Source organism: Nocardia sp. CDC159 (assembly GCF_023740735.1).
GTDB classification, from domain to species: Bacteria; Actinomycetota; Actinomycetes; order Mycobacteriales; family Mycobacteriaceae; genus Nocardia; species Nocardia pulmonis.
The window spans coordinates 17191-43784 of sequence record NZ_JAMRXH010000026.1 but is presented as its reverse complement, the minus strand read 5'-3'; the positions used below and the strand labels follow the sequence as shown (position 1 = coordinate 43784).

27 protein-coding genes are annotated in these 26594 nt (G+C 67.5%); 20 read left to right on the top strand and 7 right to left on the bottom strand.

All coding sequences use genetic code 11. The features are described 5' to 3' along the window. Window positions 1–247 precede the first annotated feature (247 nt). From NDR87_RS34990 to NDR87_RS34965, 6 genes are read left to right on the top strand one after another with little or no spacing between them, the layout of a single operon-like run. Window positions 248–1459 (top strand): nucleotide disphospho-sugar-binding domain-containing protein, encoded by a 1212-nt coding sequence (locus NDR87_RS34990; RefSeq protein WP_251918226.1) that lies wholly within the window; start codon window positions 248–250, stop codon window positions 1457–1459. After that, window positions 1456–2064 carry a dTDP-4-dehydrorhamnose 3,5-epimerase family protein gene (locus tag NDR87_RS34985; RefSeq protein WP_251918225.1) on the top strand — a complete coding sequence of 203 codons (609 nt, stop codon included), beginning with the start codon at window positions 1456–1458 and terminating at the stop codon, window positions 2062–2064. Before NDR87_RS34990 ends, NDR87_RS34985 begins: the two co-directional genes overlap by 4 nt. Then, a complete protein-coding gene (locus NDR87_RS34980) occupies window positions 2055–3056 on the top strand; it encodes an NAD-dependent epimerase/dehydratase (RefSeq protein WP_251918222.1) in 1002 nt (333 codons plus the stop codon). Before NDR87_RS34985 ends, NDR87_RS34980 begins: the two co-directional genes overlap by 10 nt. Then, window positions 3053–4087 (top strand): LLM class flavin-dependent oxidoreductase, encoded by a 1035-nt coding sequence (locus NDR87_RS34975; protein WP_251918220.1) that lies wholly within the window; start codon window positions 3053–3055, stop codon window positions 4085–4087. The genes NDR87_RS34980 and NDR87_RS34975 overlap by 4 nt, the downstream gene beginning before the upstream one ends. Then, a complete protein-coding gene (locus NDR87_RS34970; protein ID WP_251918218.1) occupies window positions 4084–5139 on the top strand; it encodes a ketoacyl-ACP synthase III family protein in 1056 nt (351 codons plus the stop codon). Before NDR87_RS34975 ends, NDR87_RS34970 begins: the two co-directional genes overlap by 4 nt. Window positions 5140–5146: 7 nt before the next feature. Further along, window positions 5147–6154 (top strand): acyltransferase domain-containing protein, encoded by a 1008-nt coding sequence (locus tag NDR87_RS34965; protein ID WP_251918217.1) that lies wholly within the window; start codon window positions 5147–5149, stop codon window positions 6152–6154. On the opposite strand, the gene NDR87_RS34960 is transcribed toward NDR87_RS34965, so the two are convergent. From NDR87_RS34960 to NDR87_RS34950, 3 genes are all read right to left on the bottom strand, one after another. Next, window positions 6099–7187 carry a transposase gene (locus NDR87_RS34960; RefSeq protein ID WP_251918265.1) on the bottom strand — a complete coding sequence of 363 codons (1089 nt, stop codon included), beginning with the start codon at window positions 7185–7187 and terminating at the stop codon, window positions 6099–6101. The genes NDR87_RS34965 and NDR87_RS34960 overlap by 56 nt on opposite strands. Before the next feature lie 271 nt (window positions 7188–7458). After that, entirely contained in the window at window positions 7459–7737 is a 279-nt protein-coding gene (locus NDR87_RS34955; protein ID WP_251918215.1) for a hypothetical protein, read from the bottom strand. A gap of 1 nt (window position 7738) precedes the next feature. Then, on the bottom strand, window positions 7739–8203 hold the full coding sequence (locus tag NDR87_RS34950; RefSeq protein WP_251918213.1) for a hypothetical protein: 465 nt from the start codon (window positions 8201–8203) through the stop codon (window positions 7739–7741). Window positions 8204–8353: 150 nt separating this feature from the next. Here NDR87_RS34950 and NDR87_RS34945 point away from each other — a divergent pair, with 150 nt between their 5' ends. Beyond that, window positions 8354–9343, top strand: a complete 990-nt coding sequence (locus NDR87_RS34945; RefSeq protein WP_251918211.1) for a GlxA family transcriptional regulator — start codon at window positions 8354–8356, stop codon at window positions 9341–9343. Here NDR87_RS34945 and NDR87_RS34940 read toward each other — a convergent pair. Then, the gene (locus tag NDR87_RS34940) at window positions 9337–11031 is read right to left on the bottom strand and encodes an MFS transporter (protein WP_251918209.1); all 1695 of its coding nucleotides are present in this window, start codon (window positions 11029–11031) and stop codon (window positions 9337–9339) included. The genes NDR87_RS34945 and NDR87_RS34940 overlap by 7 nt on opposite strands. 584 nt (window positions 11032–11615) lie before the next feature. Here NDR87_RS34940 and idi point away from each other — a divergent pair. Genes idi through NDR87_RS34920 form a run of 4 tightly spaced genes read left to right on the top strand, consistent with a single transcriptional unit; the run spans window position 11616 to window position 15026 of the window. After that, window positions 11616–12221 carry an isopentenyl-diphosphate Delta-isomerase gene (idi, locus tag NDR87_RS34935; protein WP_251918207.1) on the top strand — a complete coding sequence of 202 codons (606 nt, stop codon included), beginning with the start codon at window positions 11616–11618 and terminating at the stop codon, window positions 12219–12221. Then, window positions 12218–13249 carry an L-tyrosine/L-tryptophan isonitrile synthase family protein gene (locus NDR87_RS34930; protein ID WP_251918205.1) on the top strand — a complete coding sequence of 344 codons (1032 nt, stop codon included), beginning with the start codon at window positions 12218–12220 and terminating at the stop codon, window positions 13247–13249. Before idi ends, NDR87_RS34930 begins: the two co-directional genes overlap by 4 nt. Next, window positions 13246–14055 (top strand): TauD/TfdA family dioxygenase, encoded by an 810-nt coding sequence (locus tag NDR87_RS34925; RefSeq protein ID WP_251918202.1) that lies wholly within the window; start codon window positions 13246–13248, stop codon window positions 14053–14055. Before NDR87_RS34930 ends, NDR87_RS34925 begins: the two co-directional genes overlap by 4 nt. A 50-nt stretch (window positions 14056–14105) precedes the next feature. After that, window positions 14106–15026, top strand: coding sequence for a UbiA family prenyltransferase (locus NDR87_RS34920; RefSeq protein WP_251918200.1), 921 nt, complete (start codon window positions 14106–14108; stop codon window positions 15024–15026). A gap of 1 nt (window position 15027) precedes the next feature. On the opposite strand, the gene NDR87_RS34915 is transcribed toward NDR87_RS34920, so the two are convergent. Continuing rightward, the gene (locus NDR87_RS34915; protein ID WP_251918198.1) at window positions 15028–15660 is read right to left on the bottom strand and encodes an HAD family phosphatase; all 633 of its coding nucleotides are present in this window, start codon (window positions 15658–15660) and stop codon (window positions 15028–15030) included. Between the two features lie 84 nt (window positions 15661–15744). On the opposite strand from NDR87_RS34915, the gene NDR87_RS34910 reads away from it, so the two are divergent. The 7 genes from NDR87_RS34910 (at window position 15745) to NDR87_RS34880 (ending at window position 23260) form a co-directional block, all read left to right on the top strand. Further along, a complete protein-coding gene (locus NDR87_RS34910; protein ID WP_251918196.1) occupies window positions 15745–17100 on the top strand; it encodes a cytochrome P450 in 1356 nt (451 codons plus the stop codon). 71 nt (window positions 17101–17171) lie between these two features. Further along, the gene (gene mvk, locus NDR87_RS34905) at window positions 17172–18182 is read left to right on the top strand and encodes a mevalonate kinase (protein WP_251918194.1); all 1011 of its coding nucleotides are present in this window, start codon (window positions 17172–17174) and stop codon (window positions 18180–18182) included. After that, a complete protein-coding gene (mvaD, locus tag NDR87_RS34900) occupies window positions 18152–19162 on the top strand; it encodes a diphosphomevalonate decarboxylase (RefSeq protein ID WP_251918192.1) in 1011 nt (336 codons plus the stop codon). Before mvk ends, mvaD begins: the two co-directional genes overlap by 31 nt. Further along, window positions 19159–20247: a phosphomevalonate kinase gene (locus tag NDR87_RS34895; RefSeq protein WP_251918190.1), complete on the top strand. Its 1089-nt coding sequence runs from the start codon at window positions 19159–19161 to the stop codon at window positions 20245–20247. The genes mvaD and NDR87_RS34895 overlap by 4 nt, the downstream gene beginning before the upstream one ends. 15 nt (window positions 20248–20262) lie before the next feature. After that, a complete protein-coding gene (locus tag NDR87_RS34890; protein ID WP_251918188.1) occupies window positions 20263–21315 on the top strand; it encodes a hydroxymethylglutaryl-CoA reductase in 1053 nt (350 codons plus the stop codon). A 10-nt stretch (window positions 21316–21325) separates the two neighbouring features. Continuing rightward, on the top strand, window positions 21326–22519 hold the full coding sequence (locus tag NDR87_RS34885) for a hydroxymethylglutaryl-CoA synthase (RefSeq protein ID WP_251918186.1): 1194 nt from the start codon (window positions 21326–21328) through the stop codon (window positions 22517–22519). A gap of 117 nt (window positions 22520–22636) precedes the next feature. After that, the gene (locus NDR87_RS34880) at window positions 22637–23260 is read left to right on the top strand and encodes a carbonic anhydrase (protein WP_251918184.1); all 624 of its coding nucleotides are present in this window, start codon (window positions 22637–22639) and stop codon (window positions 23258–23260) included. Window positions 23261–23296: 36 nt separating this feature from the next. Here NDR87_RS34880 and NDR87_RS34875 read toward each other — a convergent pair whose 3' ends face one another. Beyond that, window positions 23297–23989, bottom strand: a complete 693-nt coding sequence (locus NDR87_RS34875; protein WP_251918182.1) for an alpha/beta hydrolase — start codon at window positions 23987–23989, stop codon at window positions 23297–23299. 84 nt (window positions 23990–24073) lie between these two features. On the opposite strand from NDR87_RS34875, the gene NDR87_RS34870 reads away from it, so the two are divergent. Together NDR87_RS34870 and NDR87_RS34865 are read left to right on the top strand one after the other, a co-directional pair. Continuing rightward, window positions 24074–24970 (top strand): AraC family transcriptional regulator, encoded by an 897-nt coding sequence (locus NDR87_RS34870; protein ID WP_251918180.1) that lies wholly within the window; start codon window positions 24074–24076, stop codon window positions 24968–24970. Further along, window positions 24967–25539: a hypothetical protein gene (locus tag NDR87_RS34865; RefSeq protein ID WP_251918179.1), complete on the top strand. Its 573-nt coding sequence runs from the start codon at window positions 24967–24969 to the stop codon at window positions 25537–25539. Before NDR87_RS34870 ends, NDR87_RS34865 begins: the two co-directional genes overlap by 4 nt. Before the next feature lie 14 nt (window positions 25540–25553). Here the strand turns inward: NDR87_RS34865 and NDR87_RS34860 are convergent, their stop codons facing one another. Beyond that, entirely contained in the window at window positions 25554–26516 is a 963-nt protein-coding gene (locus tag NDR87_RS34860) for a TerC/Alx family metal homeostasis membrane protein (RefSeq protein ID WP_308212190.1), read from the bottom strand. Between the last annotated feature and the right edge of the window lie 78 nt (window positions 26517–26594).

Below are 26594 nucleotides of genomic sequence, written 5' to 3'. Positions count from 1 at the left end.
GAGTGATGTCAAATATTCGGGCCCTGCAAGGGTGTCCGCTATGTCCGATTATCGCGAATGTCAGGAACATGTCATTTATTGCCGAACGTCAACGTCCACGGGCCGCTCGGAATTGACGGACGGTTGACAGAGAATTGGCGCTGGGCGTATTGCTCGCCCGCGGGCCGCCCGTAATTATGGGGAGGATGAGAAATCGACTCAGGAGGGACTCTGAAATGTTGGTGCCGAATTTCCGCGGGCGGGTGTGATGCGGTATCTGATCACCACGATGCCCGCGACCTCGCATCTGCTGCCCCTCGTGCCGTTCGCGCACGCCGCCTTGGCCGCGGGCCACGAGGTTCGGGTGGTGTGCGCCGGTGCGGCGCTGCCCACGGCGGTGGCCGCCGGACTGCCCGCGGTCGCGGTCGACGACGGCGCCTCGGCCCGGCCCTATGAGGAGATCGTGCGCCGGATCGGCGAAACCGACATCACCAAGGAGCTACCGCCGCAACAGCTCTGGGCCGAATTCGCCGCCGCTTTCGGGCAGACCGGCATCCGCATGGTCGACGGCCTGGTGCGAGCGATCCGGGAATGGGACGCCGACGCGGTGGTCTACACCCCGATGGCGGTCGCCGGCCTGGTCGCCGCGCGCGCGACGGGCCGACCCGCGATTCTGCACGGCATCGGAACCCGTTGGCCCACCTTCGGTTACGCGCTGGCGCATCTGCGCGATATCGCGACGGAGCTCGGGGTGACCGACTGCGCCGAGGCCGATATCGAGATCGATCTCAGCCCGCCCTCGCTCGAGGCCATCCACCACGCGAGCACGCCGATTCCCGCCGAAACTTACGCCGATCTCATCGAACCCATGCGTTACATCCCCTACAACGGCGGCGCGCAACTGCCCGACTGGGTCCGCGCGCAACCGCCGCGACGTCGGGTGCTGGCCACCCTCGGCTCGATGTCGGCCAGCTACGGGGACGGCTCGCTGGTCCGGAAGATCATCGCGGGCGCGGCGGAACTGAACGTCGAACTGGTTGTGACACTGGATGATCCGGCGCGCTTCGGGCCGCTGCCCGAATTCGTGCGGCCGGTGGCGTGGATGCCGCTGCGCGCCGTGCTGGGCTCCTGCGCGGCGGTGGTGCACCACGGCGGCGCGGGATCGATGTACGCGGCCCTGGACGCCGGTGTGCCGCAGGTGGCGATTCCCGATCGCAACACCGACGGCGACACCAATGCCCGGATCGCGGCGGCGCGCGGGCTGGCGCTGCGCTTCGAATCCGATCGAATCGATGCGGACGTCATCGCCACAGCCCTTGGCACACTGCTCGATTCGGACAGCTACCGCACCGCGGCCACCGAGGTCGCCGCGGAGATGCACGCCATGCCCACCCCGAGCGTCGTCGTCGACCGGATCACCGCCGCCATCGGCGCCGGACTGCCGCGATCCGCCCCCCGAACCGAACCGAGGAAGGCATGACCATCACCGCCGAGGCGCGCGCGCTGCCCATCGAGGGCGCGATCGAGTTCACCGCACCGGTACACCGCGACGACCGCGGGCTGTTCACCACGCCGTTCCGGGAGACCGTGTTCCGGGACACCCTGGGGCACGGCCTGTTTCCGGTGCGCGATGTCAGCCACAACCTGTCCGCCCGCGACGTGCTGCGCGGCATCCACTACACCACCACTCCGCCCGGGCGCGGCAAGTACGTGTACGTCCCGCACGGCCGGGTCACCGACTTCCTGGTCGACCTGCGCGTCGGCTCGCCCACCTTCGGACACTGGGCACACACGGAACTGGGCGACGACACCGGTCGCGCGATCTTCATCCCGGTGGGCGTCGGGCATGCCTTCCTGTCCCAGGTGGACGCGTCGATCGTGGTGTACCTGATGTCGGAGGAGTACGACCCCGCCAACGAGCTGGCGGTCTCACCCCTCGATCCCGAGCTCGGACTGCCGATCTCCCAGCCGGTTTCGCAGTCCGAACGCGACCGCACCGCGCCCACGCTGGCACAGGCCCGCGAGCGCGGACTGCTCCCGGAGTACGCGGTCTGCCGCGAGGTGGAGGCCCGGCTGTGGCGGTGAAACCTCTGCGCTACACCCTGCTCGGAGCGACCGGATTCGTCGGCTCGGCCGTGCTGCGCGAGCTGGCCGCGCACCCGATCCGGCTGCGCGCGGTCGCCCGGCATCCGGTGGCCGTGCCCACCGACGCGGCCGCCGTGATCGATGTCGACACCCAGGATCTGACCGCGCCGGGCGCGGTGGCCCGGGCCGTCGCGGACGCCGATGTCGTCGTGCACTGCGTCGCCTACATCGCGGGAACCACGACCTGGCGCATCGCCGAGGGCGACGACGCGGCCGAACGGGTCACCGTCGGCACGGTCGCCGATCTGGTAGAGGCGCTCGGCCAGCGGTCGCACCCGGCCCGGGTCGTGTTCGCGGGCGCGGTCTCGCAGGTCGGCAGCGGCGCGCGCGAGATTGTGGACGGTACCGAAATCGACCGTCCGACAGGCGAATACGACCGGCAGAAGCTGCGCGCGGAGCGGCTGCTGCTGGACGGGCTGCGGTCGGGTCCGCATCGTGCGGTCTCGGTTCGGCTGCCGACCGTCTTCGGCTACGGCCCGCACTCGACCGCGCGGGACAAGGGCGTCGTGTCGACCATGGTCCGGCGCGCACTCGCCGGTCAGCCGCTTACCATGTGGCACGACGGCACGGTGCGCCGCGATGTCCTCTATGTCGAGGACGTCGCCCGCGCGCTGGCCGCGGCCGCCGACCACGCCGACGAGCTGGCGGGTCGTGCCTGGGTGCTCGGCTCCGGACGCGGGCTCGCGCTGAAGGAGTTGTTCGGCACGATCGCGGATCTGGTCGCCGAACGGACCGGCACCCGGGTGCCGGTCGTGTCGGTGCCGCCCCCGGAGCATGCCGAGGCGGGCGATCTGCAAAGTCTCACGGTCGACTCCTCGGCCTTCCGCGCCGCGACCGGTTGGCAACCCATGGTGGATCTGGAAACGGCGCTGCGCCGAACCATCGAATTCTGCGCGGCAGAACAACTTCTCAGCGAAAGGCGGCCCGAATGAGCGGCAAGGTGTCGGAGACGAGGAGCGCACCCGTGGACGTCGGACTGGTCTTCGATCTGCGCAATCCACAGCGCTGGCACCGGCCGTGGGCCGATCGCTACGCGCGCGCCCTGGAGTTCTGTGAGGAGGCCGATCGCCGCGGGGCGGGCGGGGTATGGTTCACCGAACACCACCTGTTCGACGACGGGTATCTGCCCCAGCCTTTGACATTCGCCGCCGCGGCCGCAGCGCGTACCCACAACGTCCGGATCGGAACCGCGGTGGTACTGCCCGCGTTGCGCAAGCCCGCCCAGCTGGCCGAGGAAGCCGCGGTGGTCGATCTGATCAGTGGCGGGCGGCTGGAACTCGGCCTCGGCGCCGGGTACCGGGTGCCCGAATATCAGTTGTTCGACACCGATTTCGGCCAGCGGTTCCGGCGCACCGGCGCCGCCATCGAGGAGGTCCGGCGACTGTGGGAGACCGGCGGCGTCACGCCGGGACCCGTCCAGGACCCGGTCCCGCTGTGGGGCGGATTCTACGGTCCGCGCGGCGCGCGGCTGGCCGGTCGGCTCGGCATGGGCCTGATGCACATCTCCCACGAGATGTTCACCCACTACCGTGCGGGGCTGATCGAGGGCGGCCACGATCCCGAACAGGCTCGGGTGGCGGATCTGGTACCCGTCGTGCTGGCCGACGATCCCGAACAAGCCTGGGACCGAATCGTTCCGCACATGGTCTACCAGAAGAACTCCTACCGCAGGCTCTCGGTCGAGGGCACCGATCGGCCCCTGCCACCCGAGCTGGGCCCCGAGGACATCCGGCGGCGACCGGACGACGGTTCCTGGGGCATTCTGGAAGTCCTGACGCCCCAGCAGGCGGCCGACCGGATCGCCGAGCGGATCGCGGGATTGCCGGTGCGGCATCTGATCCTGTGGGCCGATATCGCCGGTATGCCCGACGATCTGGTGGCGCGCAACATCGAATTGGCGTCCGAGCAGCTGCCGTCCCTGCTGGCCGCGCGGCTCGAGGCGACGGGTGCGGCAAGGGTATGACCGACGATCTGTACATCGCCGGCTGCGCGGTGTGGTTGCCGCCGCGGGTCCCGGTCGACGACGCCATCGCTGCGGGCGACTGCGAACGCGCACTGGCCCAGTCGACCGGCATGACATCGGTGGCCGTCGCCGCACCGGACGAATCACCACCGGAGATGGCGGCCCGGGCCGCGCGCACCGCGCTGCGGCGCGCGCGGCTGACCCCCGACCGCGTCTCGCTCGTCCTGCACGCCAGCGTGTACCTGCAGGGCCACCACCTGTGGTCGCCCGCCTCGTACGTGCAGCGCACGGCGGTCGGAAACGATTGCCCCGCAATCGAGATCCGGCAGGCATCCAACGGCGCGATGGCCGCGCTGGAACTCGCCGACGCCTACCTCGCCGCCGACCCCGCGCGGGATTGCGCGCTGATCACCAGCGGCGACCGCATGGGTCCGCCCGGATTCGACCGCTGGCGCAGCGATCCGGGCACCGTCTACGCGGACGGCGGTACGGCCCTGGTGGTTTCACGACGCTCCGGCTTCGCGGTGGTGCGCGGCAAGCACACCGTCTCCGATCCGGAGTTGGAAGGTATCCACCGCGCGGGCGACCCGCAGGGCGTTCCGGTCCCCAGCGAACAGCCGATCGTCGATCTCGAGGCGCACAAACGGGCATACATCGCCGCGAAGGGCCGCATGCCCACCGCGCACCGGATCGCCGCGGGCCAGAAGGCCGCGGTGGCCGGCGCGCTCGCCGCGGCCGGTGTCAAGCTCGAGAACATCGCGCGATTCTCGCTGCCGCATATGGGCTTCCGGCGCATCAAAGCGGGTTTCCTGGCCCAGTTCGATTTCGAGCCGGAGCTGACGACCTGGTCGTGGAGCCGGACCATCGGGCATCTCGGCGCCGGGGACCCGATCGCCGGACTGGACCACCTCGTCGGCAGCGGCGCCGTCGGTCCGGGCGAGCTGTGCCTGCTGGTCAGCGTCGGTGCCGGATTCACCTGGTCCTGCGCGGTGGTCGAAATCATCGACCGGCCGCCCTGGCACACCACGACAGGGAGGGATTCCGCTGACTGATCCGACATTGGCGCTACTGCTGCCCGGTCAGGGTTCGCAGTACGACCGGATGGCCGCCGGACTGTATCGACACGAGCCGTCCTTCACCGCGGCGATCGACGAGGTATTCGCGGCATTCGGCGCGGAAGGCGAAGCGCTGCGGCAGGATTGGCTCGGCGTCACGCCGACCGTCTCGATCGACCATGTCACGCGCGCCCAGCCGCTGCTGTTCGCGGTCGACTACGCCCTGGGCCGCATGGTGATGAACTGGGGCTTGCGTCCGGACGTCCTCATCGGCCACAGCGTGGGCGAATTGGTGGCGGCCGCACTCGCGGGCATCTTCTCGCTACCGGAGGCCGCCGGTGTCCTGCTCGACCGGGTACATCGGATCGACGCGGCGCCGCCGGGCGGCATGCTCGCGGTGGCCGCCTCGGTCGACGCCCTGGGACCGTATGTCTCCGAGACGGTTTCGATCGCGGCGATCAACGCACCCAAGCAGACGATCCTCGCGGGACCGGACGAGGAACTCGAGCGGATCTCCGCCGAGCTGCGGTCGACGGGACGGACGTGCCGCCGGGTACCGGCGCTGAGCGCCTTTCACAGTCCGGTGCTGGCGGCCGCCGCCCGCGGCAGCGTCGAACACCTCGCCGCGCTCACGCCGCGGTCGCCGCGGATACCGGTCGTCTCGTGCTACACCACCCACCCCCTCGATGACGCGACGATCGCCGATCCGGTGTTCTGGGCGGATCAGCCGGTCGCACCCGTGCGGTTCTGGCCCGCACTCGACCGGCTGATCGCGTCCCATGATCGTGTCGTCTGTGTCGAGACGGGCCCCGGCCAGGGCCTGGCGCAGATCGCGCGGCGACATCCCGCCATGCGGGCGGGACGCGGGTCGGTGATCGCGGTCTCCCCCGCGCGTCCCGGTCCGGAGGACAGGGATCGGGGCACCACGGCCGCCGCCCGCGCGGCGCTGGCCGGACTCATCCGGCCTTCGGCGCCGCGGCCTTCGCGCGATCTGCCATTGCCCGCATCATGAGTGTGTGAGCGGCGGAGGCCAGGGTCATGTGCCGATGCCAACCGCCGTAGGTGCGACCGGAGTAATCGCGCGCGCCGACCTGGTCGGACACCACGGCGCAGTCGCGCTCGACCTGCGCCGAAGCCGTTGCCGCCCGGATCACTTCACCGGTCCGGGCGGTCGGCAAATCCGTCAGCCACAGCGCCCGGGCCCGCGGATCCGCCGCCACGGGCAGTTCGACCAGCGACAGTTCCGACCCCCGGCCACCGGCATGCGCGCGCGCCGGAAAGCCGACCGCGGGCACGATCCCGTTCGGCCGCAGGGAGACTCGACGCCCTCTCCCGGACGTGGGCGCGATCTCGCTCGCCGCCACTGAGCGCTGGCTGTGCTGACCCGACAGCGACTTCTCGGCGACATACAGCTTGGTCGCCTCGCCGACCCGAGCCAGCACGGGAATCCCGGCGGCGCGCAGCCGCGGCACCATCGCGACCACATCGAGATTGCGCGCATCGAGAACCAGCGGCCGAACCGGCAGCTGCCATTCGGTTTTCGCGTGCAGACACAGTTCGACGATCAGATCCTCCACCGGCTGCGGCCGCAACTCGGCCGGGATCGCGGCCGAGGCGCGGCGGTACTCGTCGTCGAGCCAGGTGTGCGGAAGATGCATGCGCCAATCCAGCGGATTGGTGGTCTCGGCCGAGACCGCCCACAGCGCGGTGGCCTGCTGCACGTTGAGCACCCGCCCCTCCGACGGCATGAAGCGGCGCTCGACGCCCACCGAATGCCGCCCCGCCTTCCTGATCACCATCGAGTCGACCACCCAGGCGTCGATCTGCTGCGTCCGGAGCACGTATCCGGCCAGGGCCCGGCGCATCGGCATCCAGTCCCAGTCGTACACGCTGATGAAATGATGCAGTCCCTGACCCGACGCCGAGCCGCCGAAGGCACGGGCTATATTACGCACGGATTTACGCCCGGGCGATTCCAGCAATCCTTGTAAATATTGGGTCGCGCGCGTCCGCTGATCCTTTCGCGGAAACGACGAGAACAGCACACGGCACAGCTCGGTGGCCTCACGGTAATCTTCGAACACAGGAATGCCCCCACGACCTTACTCGCTCCACGGTATTTTGGAGCGGCCCATAAAAGGGCGCCCCACCTGTGGATCCGTTGCCCGACTCCGTTATCCTACGCGAGTTTCGAGAGCCGTCGCGGCGGTCGCAGCAACATTTGACGAAGATCTGTCGTTGCCATCATCGCAAATTGCGTGGACCCCAATCCCGATCTGACCAAAGATTTGACATTCACCACACCGGACCAGCAAATCAGACGCGCGCGGATTCGACTCGGCCCATGGCCAAGAATCGCCGCAGCGTCAGCATCCCGCCGATGCCCGGAATCAGCGAGGTCGCCCGAGTCGCGGGTGTCGCGTCCTTTCGCCGGAAGGTGTAGATGATGCAGACCAGATAGGCACACCCGTGGGTGGGCCCGAGCAGTGACGCCACCGCCGGATAGTGCACCGTGGCGAGATTGAGCAGCAGCACCAGCAGCGACAGCATTTCCACACCCGCCGCGATCTGCAACGGCCGCAAGGATGTACCCACGTCAGACTCCCGTCGTCGAACCGGGTCGCACGATCATCAGCACCGTGACCACGACCCACAGCAGATTGAAGATTCCGGTGAACATGGCCAGTCGCGCGGCGAGTCCCAGCACTGGCCCGGCGGGCTCCGCCGCGAAGGCCGCGAGCACCCGGCTCTGGCCGGGCAGGACGACGAGGGCGAGCACCGCGGCGGCCATCGCCGTGAGCACCATCGAGGTGATCAGCCAGGCACTTCCGAGCACATGCAGGCTCTTGGCGGTGGCTATGCCGAACACCGGGATCGCCACCGCGACCACCGTGTAGACCCGGCAGATGCGGTGCAGGGTACGCAGCACGGCGAGATCACGGTCGCTGCCGGATGCGAACGCCTGCCGTGCTGCCTTGGGAAATCTGCTGGCTGCCACGGTGATCGGACCGATCGCGACGATCACGGCCAAGACATGGATGGCTAGCTGGACCTTGATCACGAGGCAACGCTAACGAACACAGCGACGACCCCGGAACCGGCTGGATCGCCAACTTTGTTCAGGATCTGGCCAACTTCCCCACCTGGGGAGACGCCCGTCACATCGCTTGAATCGGTTGGCGAGAATTGCGAGCGGGTCTACTGTCTTGCCATGCATACGGTGGTCGTCCTCGCCCTGGACCAAGTCGTTCCCTTCGATCTGGCCACCCCGATCGAGATCTTCACCCACACCAGGCTTCCCGACGGCCGGGCGCCCTACCGGCTGCGGGTCTGTGCCGCCACCCCCACCGTGGACGCGGGAACCTTCACGCTGAAAGCGGATTGGGGGCTCGATGCCCTGGCGGAGGCGGACACCATCGTGCTGCCCGGCTGCGCCGCCCCCCTCGCATCCGTTCCCGACGAAGTGCTCGGCGCGCTGCGCCGGGCGGCCGCCAACGGCACCCGGATCGCCTCGATCTGCGTGGGCGCCTTCATCCTTGCCGCCACCGGCCTGCTCGACGGACAGCGGGCGACCACCCACTGGCGGATGACCGATGAACTCGCCGCACGCCACCCGCTGATCGAGGTGGATCCGGACGTGCTCTACGTCGACAACGGTCAATTTCTCACCTCGGCCGGAGCGGCGGCCGGACTCGACCTGTGCCTGCACATGATTCGCCGCGACTGCGGGTCGGCGGTCGCGGCCGATGCCGCGCGGGTCTCGGTGATGCCGCTCGAGCGGGAGGGCGGGCAGGCCCAGTTCATCGTCCACGACAATCCGCCGACGCCGCGCGGTTCCGTGCTCGAACCGGTGTTGCGCTGGATGCAGGAGAACGCCTCGACCGATCTCGCCCTCGACGACATCGCCGTACAGGCGGGCATGAGCACCCGAACGCTCAACCGCCGCTTCCGCGAACAGACCGGCACCACACCGCTGCAATGGCTGCACCGGACCCGCGTCCGGCAGGCGCAGTACCTGTTGGAGGCCACGGACAACTCCGTCGACCGGATCGCGGGTCAGGTCGGGTTCCGCTCGGTGGCCGCCTTCCGCGACCACTTCAAACGTATCGTCGGCACCGGCCCGGGCAGCTACCGCGCCGCCTTCCGCGGCAGCCTTTCAGAAGCGCCGCAAGGGGATTCGAACCTGGCGAAGCGTCACTGAGCCACCGCGGCGGCCTCGGGCGCGAGCCGGGCGTTGCGGGGCAGCGCCAAGAAGCCACAGGACATGAGCACCATCCCGGCGATGCCGAAGGCCAGCGTGTACTGGAAGGTGTTCGTGAAGTCGACCGATTTGGCCCGCTCGCCCGCCGCGGCCAGCACCCGGGCCACCGACACGTCGCCGGTCCCGGTCTCCCGGCAGCTGGCGGGTACCTCCGCCGGGTCGATCTGGGCCAGCCGATCCTGTACGCACGCGCGGAATCCGGCGATGATCTCCGACTGCGCCGGGGCGGGCACGCCCAGTTCGGTGAGCTCGGCGCGGATCGACGGGGTCACCTGGTCGATGCCGCGCGCGGAGTCGTGATCCAGGCGGCCGAAGAACACGACACCGACCAGTGCGACACCGAGCGCCATACCGAGTTGCTGTCCGGTGTTGAGCAGGCCCGAGCCCGCGCCCGCCTCGTGCACGGGCACCTGGCCGAGCAGTAGATCGATGGTCGGGGCAACCACCAACCCGAAGCCGAGTCCAATGGCGACCAGCGGAATCATCATCTGCCAGGACGTGATCGACGGGCCGTAGTGCTGGGCCACCAGCCAGCCGTAGGCGGCGAATCCGGCGGTGACGACCAGGCCGCCCGCGATGAGCACGCGCCGCCCGAACCGCGGCGCCAGGGCCCCCGCCGAAATGGCCGCACCCACCCCGGTGGCCACCGCGAAGAACAGCGCGGTCAGCCCGGCGCGCAGCGGCGACCAGCCGAGGCCGACCTGCATCAGCAACGTCCACACCAGGAAGAATCCGCCGAAGCAGATCCAGAACAGCAACCAGCTCAGGAGACCGAAGGCGAACGGCAACGACCGGAACAGATCCAGGTCCACCAGCGCCGAGCCGACCGTTCGGCGCCGCCCGCGCGCGTGGCGGACGAACAGCAGCAGCGCCGCCACCGACGCCGCCATCATGACGAAAGTCCAAGCGGGCCAACCGAGTCGGCGTCCCTCGGTGAGCGGATAGGTCAGCAGCAGGATCGCCGCGACGACCAGCACGACACCCACCGGATCCAGCCGCGCCGTCTCGGTCGAGCGGGACTCCGGCATCACCCGCCAGCCGGCGATCAGCGTGAGGATGCCGATCGGAATGTTGACCAGGAAGATCGGCCGCCAGTCCAGATCGAACAGATTCAACTCCACCAGCAGCGCGCCCAGCGCGAGCCCGACCGCCGTCGCGGATCCGCAGACCGCGCTGTACACCGCGATCGCCTTGGCGCGCTCGCGCTTCGGGAAGGTCACCCGAAGAATGGCGAGAATCTGCGGCACCATCAGACCCGCCGCGATGCCCTGCAGGAAGCGCGAAACGATCAGCATTTCTGGCCCGGAACTCAGCCCGCAGGCCGCCGAGGCGATCGTGAAACCGGTCATCCCGATCAGGAAGACGCGTTTGCGCCCGTACAGGTCACCGAGCCGACCGCCGGTGATGAGCACCGCCGCGAAAGCGAGTACATAGGCCGCGACGATCCATTCGATTTGCGGATATGCGGCGCCGAGATCGGCCTGGATGCTCGGCACCGCCACATTGACGATGGTGACGTCGAGCAAATCCATGAAACCCGCCGCCAGAACGATCGCGAATGTCAGCCAGCGGCGGGGGTCGGCGGTCGCCGAATCCTCCTCGCGCGGCACTGCACGATCGACCTGCACTTGCCCTACATCCGGAGCCACAATTCTCCCGTTCGCTCGATTGATGCGATACCACGCCACCGCGCGCTCAGCGCGAACTTCATGATCACCGCGAATGCTACTCATCCGGCTCGCGCCACAACCGGCTCCGACCGGGCTTGCCAGCACCGGCACAAAGGAGTCGAGAAGTACCGTATTCCGCTGTGTCGCAACGGTTTACCGAACTCGATCGCCGTCCGCGACGTGCGAGCGCAAATACCCGGCAAGCGACCTTGGACACACACCCCGGATGCGTATTTGTCATGTCGGCGCACCAGATTCTGCATAGTTTGTCATGTCGACCGCGGCGGATCGATCGCACAGAGTTTGTCATCTCGATAATTTGTCAGGTCGAAATCTACGACGTAGGGGATTATTTCCCCGTCACCCTCTCTCATAATGTGTCATCTTCGAAAATAAATGACACAATGTAGTAGAAACCAGGGCAGTCGACATACAACCACATCGTCGTTGCGCGGCCCCGATCGGGTGCGGTATCTTCGGTCCCGGTCGGTATCGAAAGGCGCGCGACGTGTCGCCGTCGAAATCATGATCTGAGAGTTTTCATGGAAAACGTAGTACTGGTCGACGACACCGGAATTCCTATCGGTTACACCGAGAAAAGCTCGGTTCACCATCAGAACACGCCGCTGCATCTGGCATTCTCCTGCTATATTTTCGGTCCGCACGGTCATTTCCTGTGCACCCGCCGCGCGATCGACAAGAAGACCTGGCCGGGGGTCTGGACCAATTCCTGCTGCGGCCATCCGCAACCGGGTGAGACGCTGGCCGAGGCCATGCTGCGCCGGGTGTCGGACGAGCTGGGTCTGGTACCCGCGCGGTGGGGCATGGTGCTCCCCGATTTCCGGTACCGCGCGGTCATGGACAACGGGGTCGTCGAGAACGAGATCTGCCCGGTCTTCCTGGCATTCGTCGACGACGAGCCGGTTCCGAATCCGGCCGAGGTCGGCGAATACGCCTGGATCGACTGGGCCGGGTTCCGGTCGCTGGTGAGCAGCGAGGCGCTGCGGATCTCGCCGTGGTGCCGGATGCAGCTCGAGGAACTGGCGGCAATGCCGGCGAATCCGCGGCTGTGGCCGTTCACGCCACCGGATGAGCTACCCGAGCGATGGCGTGGCCCGCTGCACGCCCCCGAGGCGGTGTCGTCATGACCACCTTCGCCACCGCCGAGATCGGCGAGACCCGCGAACCGCTCACCGAACACGCTGTCGCCGAACGGATTCTGCGCATTGTATTCCGCCGCCGCCGCATCGCCGATCCCACGACCCCCTGCGCGAGCGAACCGTGCCCGCAATGCCTCGCACCGCATCTGGACACCGTCGGTCGATTCATCGCCGCGGGAAAGCCGATCAGCTTCGTCATTCCGGCCTTCCCGGCCAAATCGCGCAATCACCGCAAGACCATCGGGCGGCTCCCCGATCTGGGCGAACAGCTCGCGCTCGAATCCGTGCAGAGCTTCTGTGAACAGGTCTCAGCGGTGTACTCGCCCGGCGCGGTGGTCACCATCTGCTCGGACGGCCATGTGTTCAGCGATGCGCTGGGCATCCCCGACGAGCACATCGACGACTACGGCGCCGAGTTGATGCGGATCATCCGCTCGATCGGCGGCGGTGCGATCGGGCTGTACGGCCTGCGCGACGCCATGCCGAACATGTCCTGGGACCGGCGTCGAGTCCGCCTGCTGGACGAGTACGCCGAAACCATCGACGAGATCCGGGAATCGGTACGCACCGACGAGACCGCCCGGCGGATGTTCAACGGCATCCACCGCTTCGTCACCGAGGACCACGCGGTCCTGCTGGCGGAACTCAGTGCGACCCAACGGCGTAACCGCGCCAAGCAGACGGCCTACGAGGTGGTGCAGCGCAGCCAGGCCTGGAGCCGGCTGGTGGAGCAGGTCTTCCCCGGCTCGGTGCGGCTGTCCATCCACCCGCAGGACCCGCATCACAGCAAGATCGGTTTCCATCTGCTACGCACCGACGACAGCTGGCTCACCCCGTGGCACGGCGTCGTGCTCGACGACGGGGTGCGCCAGGTCCTGGTCAAGCGGGCCCGCGCCGAGGAATTGGGGGGACGCCTGGTCTGGCGCAACAGCCGACCGAGTCACTTCGTGGTCGAACAGCCGATCGATATCGCCGGCGCCACACCGGAATTCGCTCTATCAGGAGGACAACTGTGACCGAGAAACTCGACACCGCCCTGCTCGACGGCACCGATCTGAAACCGTTCGGCCGCGTCGTCACCGCCGACGCGCCGGGCCTCACGCTGGCCGATGTGCCGATCGACCAACTGCTCGCGACCACGCTTGCGACCAAGGTGCTCGTGCTGCGCGGTTTCGGCCTGCTGGACAAGACCGATCTGGAGGCCTACTGCCTGGCCGCGGGTGAGCTCGTGCAGTGGGAGTTCGGCACCATCCTGGATCTGGTGGTCCAGGACGACCCGAAGAACTATCTGTTCGATTCCGGGGACGTCCCGTTCCACTGGGACGGCGCCTGGTCGGAGCGGGCGCCGCGGTACTTCCTGTTCCAGTGTCGGCAGGGCTGCGAACCCGGCTCGGGCGGCGAGACGGTCTTCTGCGATTCGACAGAGGTGTATCGCCAAGCGCCCCAGGAACTTCGCGAGCTGTGGGCGCACACCACCGTCACCTACCGGACCGATCGACTGGCCCACTACGGCGGCACGATGACCCATCCGCTGCTGGCCACCCATCCGGCGACCGGCGAGACCACCATCCGCTACGCCGAACCGCTCGACCCGGCGCGCTACAAGAACCCGCTGTTCCTCACCGTCGAGGGCGTGTCCTCCGAAGGGGCCGTACGGGTGATGGAGGATCTGCGCGACCGACTGCACGATCCGCGCTACTGCTACGACCACGCCTGGCAGACCGGCGATATCGTGATCGCCGAGAACCACGCGTTGCTGCACGGCCGCAACCGATTCACCGGCCCGACGACCCGACACATGCAGCGGATCCAGATCATCTGACCGCGGGCCCTGCCGTACAACACGATTGGAATACCCCGTTGGTTCAAGTGATGACGCCGGTCGCCTCCGTGCGCGCGTACGGGCGGCTCGCCAACCTGTACTTCCTCGACTACAACCTCGCCTACCCCATGGTGGCCACCCTGCTGCCCGCCGCGGTGCTGCGCGAGGGCCGCACCTGGGCCGCGTTCGCCCTGATGATCGTCGGATATTTTCTCCTGCACTGCGCGGTGATCGCATTCGATGACATCACCGGATTCCGCGACGGCAGCGATGCCAAGAACTACCGCGACAATCCCAGCGCCCTGCGGCGGGCGCATTGGAAACCCCTGGTGACCGGGGAGCTCAATCTCGCTCAGGCGCTGCGGTTCTCATGGACCTGCGTGGTGGCCGGGTTCGTCCTGCTGGTGACCGGCCTGCTGGTCGCGCCGTACCATCCGCTCTGGCTGATCGTGGTCGCGGTGGTCGGCGGGAGCGTCTCGGTGCAGTACTCCTACGGCCTGAAATTCAGCCACATCGGATTTCAGGAGCTGGTGCTGCTGCTGTTCACCCTCGAGTTGGTGCTCATTCCGTATTACGCACTGACCGGCGGGGTTTCGGCCCGCAGCGTGATCGAGGGCGCGCTGTTCGCGTTCTGGCTGATGATGGTGTCCTGGTATTCCAACCTGCGTGACATCGCGGCCGATCGCGAGGTCGGGCGGATCAACATCGCGACTCTGACCGGTGAGCGCAGCTATATCGCGCTGCTCGGCGTCCTGGCCGTCGCCGATATCGTCGCGGTAATCGCGCTCGTCGCGACCGGTTGGCTGCCCGTGCTGTTCCTGGCGCTGTTGCTGCCGGTGTTCGCGGCCCGGCTGGTCCAGTTCCAGTTGGGGGCGATCAAGCGCAATCCGCTGCTGGGCCGACTGCTCGGTCGCCGGCTCGCCTGGGCGGGCGCGGTGCTGATGACGATCGGCAATCTGATCACCCCCTGAGTCATCCCGCCAATCGCTCGGCGGGATAGTTCCGTAGGCGGTCGTCAGTGTCGCCGACCACTACGGGACGGCCGACCAGATCGAACATCGCGATATCGGAGTGGTGGTCGCCGAAGGCGGCGCACGCACCGAGGTCGATGCCGGTCCGCTCGGCATAGTGCCGCAGCGCCGCGGCCTTGTCCGAACCAACCATCGTGGCGCGCACGTCCCCGGTATAACAACCGTCGGCAACGACGAGGTCGGTACACAGCACCTCGTCGGCGGCGATGCGCTCGGCGATCGGGGCGAGCGCCGCCTCGAACGATCCGGAAACCAAAATGATTCGTGTTCCCGCGGCAGCCATGTCCCGCAGCACATCCGCGACGGCGATGTTGAAAAAGTTCGCGGTCGCGGCGCGCTCGGCGAACCAGTCCCGCCCGACCCGGCGAACGTCCTCGACTCGCCGTCCCCGCCAGTGTCGATAGAACCAACGATGAGAATCGGCGCGACCCACACCCGCCGACCGCAATGCCCGGAATTCCCCCAGCAGCGGCTCCGGATCCACGCCGCGGCTGCGGGCATCGAAGCAGAACAGCGACAGGAATGTGATCTCCCGGACGAGGGTCTCGTCCACATCGACAAAGGCAGCGATCATGACGAAAAGACTACCGCAGCAACTAATTTCGCGATCGCCGAGCTTTTCCGACCGTGATCCGGCGGCGAAGAAGCGAAAGGGTGCATGATGAATTCCTCGAAACTCCTACTACAGCTCAGAATTTGGCTTCGCTGGCTGGTGCTGCACGGCGCGGCGGGGGTCATGTTGCGCAGACAGGCCCGGCGCGGCGACCCCTTCGCCGCGGTCCTCGTCGGCCCCAACCGCAGCGCCGACCCGTATCCCGATATGGAACGAATCCGCAGGCGCGGCCGCATCGTGCGTACACCCCTGCTCAATGTCAGCGTCGATCATGAGGTGTGCCGAACAATTCTGCGGGACAAGCGATTCGGCACCACCTCACCCACGGACATGAACCTGCCCCGGCCGGTGCGCTGGACGCTGGAGCGGACCAAGGGCGTGCCCAACCCCACCGACCCGCCTGCCATGATCGGCTCGAACCCGCCGGAACACGGCCGCATCCGCCGCCACGTCGTCGCGGCCCTCACCGCTCGCGCGATGGCGGATCTGACCGATTGCATCACCGATGTCACCGGACAACTGCTCGATGAGCTCGAATCCCAATCGCATGCCGAGATGATCGGCGATTTCGCGGCACGGCTGCCGGTCGCGGTCATCGCCCGTCTCCTCGGCGTGCCGCCGCAGGACGAACCGAGAATGCTCGAGTGGGGCGACAAAGCCGCCGCCCTGTTCGATATCGGCGTGGGCCACGCGAGCTATCGGCGCGGTGTCGAAGGGCTCAGCGAGGCAAGGGAATACCTCGGCGAACACGTCGACAAGTTGCGAGTTCAGCCGGGCTCCAGCGTCTTCGGCCACATCGTCGCGAACAGCGACCTGAACCGGTTCGAATTGTTGGCCACCGCGGCGAACCTCATGGGCGCCGGATTCGAGACCACCATGAATATGCTGGGCAACGGCATCGTGCTGCTGCTGCGCCATCCCGAACAACTCGCCCTGTTGCGCTCGGACCCCTCGCTGTGGCCGAGCGCGGTGGAAGAGATTCTGCGCCTGGAGAGTGCAGTCCAGCTGACGCTGCGTACCGCGCACGAGGACGTCGAGATCGCGGGCCACACCCTGCGGGCGGCCGAGGTGATCGTGCTCCTGCTGGGCGGCGCCAACCGTGATCCGAGGCTGTTCACCGAACCCGGTCGTTTCGATATCACCCGCGAAAACGCGCGGGAACACCTGGCTTTCGGCCACGGGATCCACGTCTGCCTCGGCGCCCGCCTGTCCCGGCTCGAGGGCGCCATCGGACTGCGCATGCTGTTCGAGCGCTTCCCCGACCTCACGCTCGAAGGCGAGCCGGAGTCGCGGGGCTATGTGGTATTGCGCGGCTTCGGCCGGGTGCCGGTGCGGCTGGGGCCGGTCGCGCAGGGCTCACACGCCACCACCGATCCCCGAATCGCCCTCCCGATTCCTTAGCCGAGATTCTCACCCGGAGGTGGCGTCATGACCGCACAAACGACAAAAGGCGATCCCGATCGGAACGGTCGGTGAATACAAAGGACGTCGGCGTCGGCCGAGCTCACGCCAAAAGCATCCTCTTCGGCGAACACGCGGTGGTCTACGGTGCACCCGCGGTCGCCCTGCCCCTCCCGGATCTGGGGGTCACGGTCCGGGCCAGGCGATCCGGTTCGATGGACGGACAGGTTCGGCTGACCGAGGTCACCGGTGATCCGGCGGCAGAGCCGGATGCGCGGATGCGATTCGACCCCGGATTGTCCACCCTGATCGAATCGTTCCGACTGGAAACCGAAATTAGCTGTTCGGCGATAGATCTCGGTATCGACTGCGCGATTCCATTCGGTCGCGGGCTCGGCTCGAGTGCCGCATGCGCCCGTGCCGTAGTGCTCGCACTCGCCGATCTGTTCGACGTCGCGGTCGACGCCCGCTTCGTCTTCGATCTGGTGCAGACCTCCGAACGGGCGGCGCACGGCTCGCCGAGCGGCGTGGATACCGTGGCCACCGGCTCGCCTGTTCCCATCTGGTTCCGCGGTGGTGCGGTCAAGGAATTGGCCATCGGCGTCGATGCCGTCTTCGTGGTCGCCGACAGCGGTGTGTCGAGTTCGACCAAAACCGCGGTGGCACGGCTGCGGGAGACATTCGATGCCGATCCACCGGCCAAGAGCCACTTCCTGCGCGAGTCCTCCCGGATCACCGCGGCCGCCGTCGAGGACATGGCCCGCGGCCGGGTCCGCGAGCTGGGGCGGCGGCTCACCGACAACCACGAGCTGCTGAGCAGCCTCGACCTCAGCACGATCGAGACCGACCGCCTGGTCGACGCGGCACTCGCCACCGGATGTGCGGGCGCGAAGCTCAGTGGCGGCGGTCTCGGCGGCTGCGTCGTCGCACTCGTCGGGCCGTCCGCCGACGTCACGGCGGTGACCGAGACACTGCACGCCGCGGGCGCCACCGCGACCTGGACCGCCACCACGGGATGCCCACCCGGCCGACCCGCATCGAAGGAGGCAACATGGTCAGCGCCACGCACGATTCGACGGTGACCGCGGTCGCACACCCGAACATCGCCCTGATCAAGTACTGGGGCAAGCGGGACGAGGAATACGCCCTGCCCTACTCGGACAGTTTGTCGGTGACACTGGACAGCTATCCGACCACGACCACCGTGCGAACGCACGCCGGCACGTCCGACCGGTTGATCTTGAACGGGGCGCCCGCGACCGGCGAAGCGCTTCGGCGGGTTCAGCGTTTCCTCGAGCTGGTCCGAGCCCGCACCGATCGCACCGAGCATGTGATCGTCGAGACGGTGAATACGGTGCCGACGGGTGCCGGGTTGGCCTCGTCGTCGAGCGGTTTCGCCGCCCTCACCCTCGCCGCGGCAGGCGTCTACGGACTCGACAGCGATCCCGTCGCGCTGTCCGCCCTGGCTCGACGTGGATCCGGATCGGCGTGCCGCTCGATCTACGGCGGTTTCAGCATCTGGTACGCCGGTACCGGTCAGGGCGCGGAGGGCGATCGCCACTCCTATGCCCGACCGCTCGCTGCCAGCTTGGATCTAGCGCTGGTCATCGCCGTCGTCGAGACCTCGGCCAAACCGATCTCGAGCCGCGAGGCCATGCGCCGGACGGTGGCGACCTCACCGCTGTACGGCTCATGGCTCGCGTCGAGCCGACACGATCTCACGGCGTTGCTGGCGGCCATCGATCACGGCGACGTCGAAATGCTCGGTGAGATCGCCGAGCGCAATGCCCTCGGCATGCACGCGACCATGCTGGCGGCCCGTCCCGCGGTGCGTTACCTGTCCGGTGCGTCGCACACCGTGCTCGACGAGGTGTGCGCATTGCGCCGAGCCGGCATCGGCGCCTACGCCACGGTCGACGCCGGGCCGAATGTGAAGGTCATCTGCAGGCGCAGCGCGGCCGAGTCGGTCGCGACCGCGCTGCGGGGGCTCGCGGTGACACGAGAGGTGATCGTCACCGGTCCGGGACCCGCCGCCGGCATCGTCGAGAAGGAGCCGCGATGATCACGCGCACCGCACCGGGCAAACTGTTCGTGGTCGGCGAGTACGCCGTGGTGAATTCGGGTCGGCCGGCGATCGTCGTGTCGGTGGACCGCCACGTATCGGTCACCGTCGCCGCGGCCGAGGGCGTGGCAACGGATGTCACGGTGGATTCCGATATGTATTCCGGCACAGCCGGATTCACCCGAGTCGGCCTGCGGTTACAACCGGTGGGCGCGGATACCGCGAGCGCGCTACGGTTTCGCCACCTGGTGTCGGCGCTGGAAGTGATACAGCGCCTCGTGGTGGAACGCGGCCTGCCGGTGGTTCCGATTCGAATCACCGTCACGAGCGAATTGCACGAGAACGGAATCAAACTCGGGCTGGGCTCGAGTGGTGCCGTCACGGTCGCGACGATAGCTGCCGTCGGCGCCTTCCACGGGCTGGACCTGTCGCTGGACGAACGGTTTCGGTTGGCCATGTTGGCCACGGCACGGGTCGATCCGAAGTCGTCCGGCGGCGACCTGGCCGCCAGCACCTGGGCAGGCTGGGTCGCCTACAGCGCGCCCGATCGCGTCGAAATCCTGGCCATGACCGAGAGATTCGGCGTCGACCATACGATTCACGCGGACTGGCCGGGGTTTTCGGTACAGACGCTGCGGCCGCCGACGAATCTGACATTGGCGGTCGGCTGGACCGGAGTGCCGTCCTCGAGCCCGGCGATGGTGGCCGAGCTGGCCCGGCACAACCGCAAATACAGTGCCTTCTACCGCTCGTTCCTGACCCGTAGTGACGAATGCGTGCGGCTGGGTCTCGCCGCGCTTCGCGACGGCGACGGCGACGGGTTGACGGCTCAGATCCGCCGGTTCCGGGAACTGCTCGAGACGGCCGATCGGGTGGCGCGCATCGGGATTTTCACCGACCAGCTGTATGCGCTGTGCCGCACCGCGGCGGAGGTCGGCGGTGCGGCGAAACCCTCCGGCTCGGGCGGCGGCGACTGCGGTATCGCCGCCTTCGTCGGCGCCGCGCGGTCGGAGCTGGATGAGCTCCGGACGAGATGGCGCCGTGTGGGCATACACCCGCTGACCATCACGGTCCCGGACCGGTAGAAGGGCGGTTCATCAATGGACGACAATCGCACATCGGTACCGATACCGGTGAAATGGGTTGGGCCGATCAGGATCTCGGGCAACGTCGCCGATATCGAGACCACGGTGCCGCTGGCCACCTTCGAATCCCCGCTGTGGCCCTCCGTACAGCGCGGGGCCAAGGTCTCCAGGGCGACGGCGGACGGTGTGATCGCGACCCTGGTCGACGAGCGGATGACCCGTTCCATCCTGCTCGAGGCGCTGGACGCCACGACCGCCTACGCCGCGGTGCGGCTGCTCGACGCGCATACCGAACAGTTGCGCAAGGTGGCCGCGGCCAGTAGTCGGTTCGTCGAATTGGTCGGATTGCGGCACGAGCTGGTCGGCAACCTGATATTCCTGCGCTTCGAATTCGTCACCGGCGATGCGTCCGGCCACAATATGGCGACGTTGGCCGCCGACGCGCTGATGCGCCACATCCTGACGACGGTCCCCGGTGTTTCCTATGTGTCGATTTCCGGCAACTACTGCACGGACAAGAAGGCAAGTGCGGTCAACGGCATTCTCGGGCGCGGCAAGAACGTGGTCGCCGAGTTGCTGGTGCCGCGGGCCGTGGTGGCGGAGGTACTGCATACGTCGGCGCAGCGGATCGCCGCGCTCAATGTGCGCAAGAATCTGATCGGCTCCGTCGTGGCCGGCAGTATCCGCACCGCCAACGCGCACTACGCCAATATGCTGCTCGCCTTCTATCTGGCGACCGGTCAGGACGCGGCCAATATCGTCGAGGGGTCGCAGGGCATCACCCATGCCGAGGACCGAGACGGCGATCTCTATTTTTCCTGCACGCTGCCGAACCTCATCGTCGGAAGCGTCGGTAACGGCAAGGGGCTCGACTTCGTCCAGGACAACCTCGATCGACTCGGCTGTCGCGGGGACCTCCGCGTCGGCGACGGCGCGAGAAGACTCGCGGTGATCGTGGCCGCGACGGTGCTCTGCGGCGAGCTTTCCCTGCTCGCGGCGCAAACGAATCCCGGCGAACTCATGCGCGCGCACGTCCGTCTGGAACGCGATTCGATATCGGGACACTGAGGAGAAGAAAGTGCACGAGGATTTTCCGGTCGGTATTCACGACATATCCTTCGCGACCGGCCATTACGTATTGGAACACCGCGAACTCGCCCGCCACACCGGGGTCGATGTCGACAAGTACCATCTCGGCATCGGCCAGGAGGCCATGAGCCTGCCCGCCGCCGACGAGGACATCGTCACAATGGCGGCGGCCGCGGCGTGGCCGATCATCGACCGGCACGGTACCGCTGAGATCCGCACCGTGCTCCTGGCCACCGAAACGGCTGTCGACCAAGCCAAATCCGCCGGGCTCTACGTTCATTCGCTACTTGGATTGCCCTCGGCGGCACGGGTTCTGGAACTGAAACAGGCATGCTACGGCGCCACCGCGGCCCTGCAGTTCGCCGCCGCCCTGGTGTGCCGGGATCCAGCGCAGCGGGTGCTGGTCATCGCGACCGACGTCGCGAAATACGATCTGGATTCTCCGGGCGAGCCGACCCAGGGCGCGGCGGCCACGGCGATGCTGGTCACCGCGGATCCCGCGATCCTTCGCCTGGATTCGCCGTCGGGGCTGTTCGCGGCCGACATCATGGATTTCTGGCGACCCAATTACCGATCGACCGCCGTCGTCGACGGGAAGATGTCGGTCACCGCGTATCTGCAGGCCGTGGAGGGCGCGTGGAAGGATTATGTCGAACAGGGTGGGCGGCCGATCCAAGAATTCGCGGCCTTCTGCTATCACCAGCCGTTCACAAAGATGGCCTTCAAGGCGCACCGTCATTTGGCCGAATTCACCGGCCTCGGCACCGAATCCGATCACATCCACGACGCGATCCACAGCACGACAATTTACAACAGGGTCATCGGCAACAGCTACACCGCCTCGCTGTACGTCGGTCTCGCCTCGCTGCTGGATCACCGTGGCGATCTGGCCGATCGCCCTATCGCCCTGTTCAGCTACGGATCCGGTAGCGTCGCCGAATTCTTCGGCGGCACCGTGGTTCCCGGCTACCGCGACCAGATGCGTACCGCGGCACATCGATCCGCGATCGCGGACAGAAGACCCATCGACTATCTCGGATACCGCTCCCTGCACGAGATGACACTGCCGACCGACGGCGGCGATCACGCCCTCGTCGAGGAGGCGCTCGGCCCGTTCCGACTGGCCGGACTCTCCGGCCACAAGCGGATCTACCAGGTGCGTCCCGGAGACAGCCGGCAATGAACCCTTCGCCCGACGCCGCCGTCAGCATCGAGCCTGCCTCTGCCTCCTACCGCCGCTCGACCCGGGGGAATAGCTGCGAATGTGCGACGGGCGCGAAGGTTGGGCAGAATGGGATATATGCCGCAAACCAATCCCATCACTGCCTGGAAAGCCCTGCGCGAGGGCAACGACCGCTTCGTCAACGGCACGCTGCAGCATCCCAATCAGGGGGCGGCCGATCGGGCCAAGCTGGCCGCCGGACAGCACCCCTCGGCGATTCTGTTCGGCTGCGGTGACTCCCGTGTCGCTGCGGAGATCATCTTCGACCAGGGCCTCGGCGATATGTTCGTGGTCCGCACCGCGGGTCATGTGGTCGACGGCTCGGTGCTCGGCTCGATCGAATACGGCGTGCAGGTGCTGAAGGCGCCGCTGATCGTGGTGCTCGGCCACGACAGCTGCGGCGCCGTGCGGGCGACCATCGACGCTCTCGACACCGGCGCGGTACCCGGCGGGTTCATCCGCAGTGTCGTCGAACGGGTCACCCCGTCGATTCTGCTCGGCCGCCGCGACGGCCTCAGCACGGTCGACGAACTGGAGGCCCGGCACGTCGAAGAAACCGGCGAGTTGCTGCGGCAGCGGTCGACGGCCGTCGCCGAACGGGTGGAGGCCGGTGAACTCGCCATCGCCTGCGTCACCTACAAGCTGTCCGAGGGCCGGGTCAAGCTGAACCGCGTGATCGGCAATATCGGCGAACTCGAGTAGTTCGGTTCGGCCCCCGCGCTCGCCGCCCGGGGGCCGCTACCCCAGCTCCGCTACCGCCGCATCGATCAAATCGGCGATCTCCGTCGGCCGCGAGGCGAGCGAGGCGTGGCCGGTCGGCAGCTCGACGATCTTGCGAGCGCCGAGGCGCTCGGCCATGCGGCGCTGGTTGTCGGGGTTGATCATTCGGTCCTCGGTGGAGACCTGGTACCACGACGGCTTGGTCTTCCAGGCCGGTGCGGTGATCGGGTCGCCGAAGGTCGAACCGATAGGGGCCTTCTGGGTCACCGCCATGACCAGGGCCTCGTCCGCGCTCAGGTCCTGGCAGAAGCTGTCGCGGAAGCGGTCCTGCGCGATCCACACATAGCCGTCCGAATCCGGGGCGATGGCGTCGACCGCTGCCGGGGGCGCCTGCTCGGTGAGCTGTCCGACGCTCTCACCGGCGTCCGGCGCGAAGGCCGCGACATACACCAGGCCGACGACATTCGGCAGTTCACCGACCTCGGTGATCACCGCGCCGCCGTAGGAATGGCCGACCAGCAGGACCGGCCCGTCGATCTGCCGGATCATCTTGCGGGTGCGCTCGGCATCGTCGGCCAGCGCGGTGAGCGGATTCTCCACCGCGTGCAGCGATTCGTAGCCGCGGCGGCGCAACTCCACCACGACCTTGCCCCAATGGGCCGCCCCGCCCCAGAACCCGTGCACCAGAACCACTGCGGGCTTGTCGGCCATGTCCACATCCTTCTTGCTCGATCGGTTCGCCACCGGAACGATGGCGGGCACCGCAGACGCTATTCGGATACTGGAGCAAACACCATGGCGATTTCGCCGGATTTCCTTGCCGATCCTCCGGCCGAGCGGGTCGACGCCCTGTCGGAGATCCTGCACACCGTGCATCTACGCGGCGACGAGCTGATCCGGCACGCGGCCGCGGCCGAGGAAACGGTGCACTTCGGCCCCGGCCACCGCCTGTTGCACATCCTCGAGTCCGGCACCGCCGAGCTCACCGTGACAGCCGGAAAGGACGCGAGCACAGTGCGTTCCGGCGATCTGGTCCTGCTGGCCCGCGGCGACGAGCACGCGCTGCGCGCGCTCACCCCCGCCCGCTGGATCACCGGCACCTTTCTCGTCGACGAAACCGTCGCGGCGCCACTGCTTTCCGTGCTCCCGGCCACGATCGCGCTGTCGGCCGCGGTACCCGGCCGCGAGTGGCTCGAAATCAGCCTGCGCTCACTGGTTTTCGAACTGACCGATCCGGGCCCCGGGACGGCGGTGATGATTTCCCGCGTCCTCGATCTCCTGTTCGTGCATGCCCTGCGCGCCTGGTCCGCACGCGACGCGACGCCCGGATGGCTCACCGCCGCAATGGATCCCGCCCTCGCCCCCGTCCTGACGGCCATCCACCGCGACCCCGTCCGCCCCTGGACCGTTCCCGAGCTCGCCGCCCTGGCCCACCTGTCCCGCACCACCTTCGCCGAACGCTTCACCCGCCGCCTCGGCCGCTCCCCCGCCGCTTACGTCGCCGACCGCCGCCTGGCCCGCGCCGCGGACCTGCTGCGCTCCACCAGCACCCCGATCTCCGATATCGCCCACCGAATCGGCTACGACTCCGAGGCCGCCTTCACCCGAGCCTTCCGCCGCCACTATGGCCAACCCCCTTCTCGCTGGCGCAGACTCGACACGAGTTCGACCGACCAGAAGGACCACCGATGACCACCACGCCCGATGCCGGACCGATCGTCTCCGACAGCCTCCTGTTCGGCAACGTGCTGGTCACCCGTTCCGACGACCGCATCTCGGCACGACTGGAATCCGACGACTCCACGGTGGTCACCATCGAGCGCCTCGGCCCCCGTACCCGCAAGAGCGTTTCCATCGGCACCCGCGACCCGCGCAAGCTGCGCGCCAGCGTGAACGATCGGCCGCTCACGATCACCCCTGGCAGCGGCCGCCTACCGAAGCGGACCTACCGCGTTCTGGCCGAGGTCGACGACCGGATCGTCAGCCTCCGCCCCAAGGACATGTATACCTGCGAATTCATCGACGGCCGACCACACGAAATCGAAAGGCGATTCGCCGAATTGCGCGCCCGGGCCGACGGATCGATCGAATTCGACTGGGCCACAACGGTGGATCTGAAGGCTCTGGGTGTGACGGTCGGACCGCCGGAGCCCACCGCCGAGGACGTCCTCATCGGCTGCGCGCTGGCCACGGCCTTCGGTACCGGCTCACTGTCGCTGGTCGAGGTACTGCTGAACCTGGCCGGGGCTCTTCTTCCATAGGACAGGCGATTTCATCAGCCCGCCCGGTTCTTCCGGTGTGAGGCGATGAGACTGGTCATGGTCGTGACGATCAGAATCGCGCAAATGACGGCCAGGGAGAGGTTGTTCGAGATATCGGGGACGTCGGCACCGGATGCGTGCAGGGCGTGCAGCACCAGTTTGACCCCGATGAATCCGAGTATGGCCGCCAGGCCGTAGCTCAGATGCACCAGTCGGCGCAGCAACCCGCCGACCAGGAAATATCCCTGTCGCAGGCCCATCAGGGAAAACGCGGTGGCGGTGAAGACGATGTAGGGGCTCTGGGTCAGGCCGTAGACGGCGGGCACCGAGTCGAAGGCGAACAGTAGATCGGTCGTGCCGATCGCCAGCACCACGGCCAGCATCGGTGTCATCATCCGTCGGTCGTTTCGCACCACGACGAGTTTCGTTCCGTAATAGTGGTCGGTCGTCCGGAACCGCCGCCGCATCGTTCGCAGCAGGGGATTTCCCTGGTAATCCCGGCCTTCCGGAGCGGAACGGGCGTTGCGGATCAGCTGTATCGCGGTCCTGATCAGCAGCGCGCCGAAGATGTAGAACACCCACGAGAAGCGGTTGATCAGCGCCGCACCGGCCGCGATCAGTACCGCCCGCAGCGCGAGCGCGACGACCACACCCAATTGCAGCACATGCTGCCGATACCGCGGCGGGACCCCGAACGACGCCATGATCACCACGAAGACGAACAGATTGTCGATGCTCAGCGACTTCTCGGTGACGAAGGCGGCGAAGAACTCCCCGCCCGGCTGGGCACCTGCGCACACCAGCAGCCCCACCCCGAACGCGATGCCCAGCACCAGCCAGACGATCGACCAGACCGCGGCCTCCCGAATCGAGACCTCGTGCGGCGCCCCACTGACCAGGTAATCGACCACGATCAGCACGCCCAGTCCCACCACGGTCACAATCCACAGCGTCGGCGAAGCGTCCATATGCGCCATCCCACCACCTTCGACAGGACGAAACCGATTGCCGCGCCGCCATTGACACCCTCTGCCCGCGGGCCTACAGTCTCCACA

Excerpts from the sequence above, each read along its gene's own strand:
- NDR87_RS34990 (WP_251918226.1), top strand. The coding sequence starts at position 248 with ATGCGGTATCTGATCACCACGATGCCCGCGACCTCGCATCTGCTGCCC.
- NDR87_RS34985 (WP_251918225.1), top strand. The coding sequence starts at position 1,456 with ATGACCATCACCGCCGAGGCGCGCGCGCTGCCCATCGAGGGCGCGATC.
- NDR87_RS34975 (WP_251918220.1), top strand. The coding sequence starts at position 3,053 with ATGAGCGGCAAGGTGTCGGAGACGAGGAGCGCACCCGTGGACGTCGGA.
- NDR87_RS34970 (WP_251918218.1), top strand. The coding sequence starts at position 4,084 with ATGACCGACGATCTGTACATCGCCGGCTGCGCGGTGTGGTTGCCGCCG.
- NDR87_RS34945 (WP_251918211.1), top strand. The coding sequence starts at position 8,354 with ATGCATACGGTGGTCGTCCTCGCCCTGGACCAAGTCGTTCCCTTCGAT.
- idi (WP_251918207.1), top strand. The coding sequence starts at position 11,616 with ATGGAAAACGTAGTACTGGTCGACGACACCGGAATTCCTATCGGTTAC.
- NDR87_RS34930 (WP_251918205.1), top strand. The coding sequence starts at position 12,218 with ATGACCACCTTCGCCACCGCCGAGATCGGCGAGACCCGCGAACCGCTC.
- NDR87_RS34920 (WP_251918200.1), top strand. The coding sequence starts at position 14,106 with ATGACGCCGGTCGCCTCCGTGCGCGCGTACGGGCGGCTCGCCAACCTG.
- NDR87_RS34915 (WP_251918198.1), bottom strand. The coding sequence starts at position 15,660 with ATGATCGCTGCCTTTGTCGATGTGGACGAGACCCTCGTCCGGGAGATC.
- NDR87_RS34910 (WP_251918196.1), top strand. The coding sequence starts at position 15,745 with ATGATGAATTCCTCGAAACTCCTACTACAGCTCAGAATTTGGCTTCGC.
- mvaD (WP_251918192.1), top strand. The coding sequence starts at position 18,152 with ATGGTCAGCGCCACGCACGATTCGACGGTGACCGCGGTCGCACACCCG.
- NDR87_RS34895 (WP_251918190.1), top strand. The coding sequence starts at position 19,159 with ATGATCACGCGCACCGCACCGGGCAAACTGTTCGTGGTCGGCGAGTAC.
- NDR87_RS34890 (WP_251918188.1), top strand. The coding sequence starts at position 20,263 with ATGGACGACAATCGCACATCGGTACCGATACCGGTGAAATGGGTTGGG.
- NDR87_RS34880 (WP_251918184.1), top strand. The coding sequence starts at position 22,637 with ATGCCGCAAACCAATCCCATCACTGCCTGGAAAGCCCTGCGCGAGGGC.
- NDR87_RS34875 (WP_251918182.1), bottom strand. The coding sequence starts at position 23,989 with ATGGCCGACAAGCCCGCAGTGGTTCTGGTGCACGGGTTCTGGGGCGGG.
- NDR87_RS34870 (WP_251918180.1), top strand. The coding sequence starts at position 24,074 with ATGGCGATTTCGCCGGATTTCCTTGCCGATCCTCCGGCCGAGCGGGTC.
- NDR87_RS34865 (WP_251918179.1), top strand. The coding sequence starts at position 24,967 with ATGACCACCACGCCCGATGCCGGACCGATCGTCTCCGACAGCCTCCTG.
- NDR87_RS34860 (WP_308212190.1), bottom strand. The coding sequence starts at position 26,516 with ATGGCGCATATGGACGCTTCGCCGACGCTGTGGATTGTGACCGTGGTG.